Source organism: Aquimarina sp. MMG016 (assembly GCF_018100805.1).
Lineage (GTDB): Bacteria > Bacteroidota > Bacteroidia > Flavobacteriales > Flavobacteriaceae > Aquimarina.
Map to the genome: position 1 here is coordinate 1 of NZ_JAGJEA010000025.1, position 1,410 is coordinate 1,410.

A 1,410-nucleotide genomic window follows, 5' to 3' on the forward strand; every position below is an offset into this window, starting at 1 on the left:
ATATTTTAATATTCTAATTAACTCATATTGATGATTTTATATTGTTGGATTGTTGGTCACGCTGTGGCGTGATCAATACTTCAACGATAGCCTATTATAACTCCGCATCCTATATGTGGTATCCGCCTGAAACGAATCCACCAGCATCACTATGATTTTGATTGGCAAACAAGGCAACTTGCTATGAAATGTGATTCTACCTCAGACAGATCACCTATGGTGTTTAGTTGTCCTCTTTTGTGCCAAAAGTATTTTTCGAGTTTTTAGGCTTATATGTTTTTTATTCTTTGTTAACTCACAACTCCTATTTCATAACGAGTTTCTGTTTTTATAATTGCGTGGATACGACTCAATAGTTTTCTGGCTACTTTGACCAATATCCGTTTGACATCCTTGCCTTGATGACTACGATAATACTCCTGCATTACTGGATCAAAACGCAAAGCAACCCAAGTGGCTTCTACAAGACAACTACGCATAATACGATTCGCCCTGGGAGTTAATCCCGAGGTAGTCAAATTATCACCGCTCTGATGTATCGATGGAATCAAACCAACATAACTAGCCAATTGCTTAAAATTCTTAAACCTTCTTAAGTCTCCAAGCTCACAGATAATACCACAAGCTACAATACAACCAATTCCCGGTACAGAGCGTAACAGATAGTAATCCTTTTTATAATGCTTGCGACAATAAGCACGTAGCTTCACACTTACACTGCGAACCTGACTATCCACAAAATCATAAGAATCCAATCGGGTCTGTAAACAATAATCCATCGTCTTGTAGTCAAAACATAGAGCTCTCAACCAATCACGAAATTTATGAGACCAATGAGGTTTGTCTAACTCTTTTGGAATCTCAACACCTAAATACAATAGTTGCATCTTAATCTGGGTCTTAATTTTACGCAGTTCTTTAACCAAATCATTACGCCTGCGAAATAAACAACGTAACTGCTCACGCTCTATATCAGGAACATGAATCCCTGAGAGTCGACCATCTTTGAGTTCTCTGCATAACAATCGAGCATCGATCTTGTCTGTCTTTTGGAATTGGGCCTTGGCAGGTCGACGAATGTCAGCTGGATTGACAACCATCGAATGCCATCCAAAGGACTCAAACAAACGATGATGACTGAACCCACAACAACCGGATTCATAACAACAATACACTTGATAGCCCTTAAAATGCTTCGTTACATACCTCTGTAAAGCAAAAGCATTGGGTGGAATCGTGAGATCTGACCCATCAAAAAGATCAGTAGCAGTATGAATTTTCCAACTGCGCTTGTGTACGTCAATGCCAATAAATAACTTTGAATCTGTAGTATCCTTTGTTTTCATAATGAAGAAGTTAAATGGTTTTTATTATACTAACTTAGGATACTGCTTTTACATTGTTGCTATA

The 1,410-nt window shown here is 38.1% G+C and carries 1 protein-coding gene; it reads right to left on the bottom strand.

Features of this window, described 5'->3' with window-relative positions; genetic code table 11:
* Nucleotides 1–290: 290 nt before the first annotated feature.
* A complete protein-coding gene (locus J8M14_RS22920; protein WP_211077171.1) occupies nucleotides 291–1,346 on the bottom strand; it encodes an IS110 family transposase in 1,056 nt (351 codons plus the stop codon).
* Between the last annotated feature and the right edge of the window lie 64 nt (nucleotides 1,347–1,410).

Excerpts from the sequence above, each read along its gene's own strand:
- J8M14_RS22920 (WP_211077171.1), bottom strand. The coding sequence starts at position 1,346 with ATGAAAACAAAGGATACTACAGATTCAAAGTTATTTATTGGCATTGAC.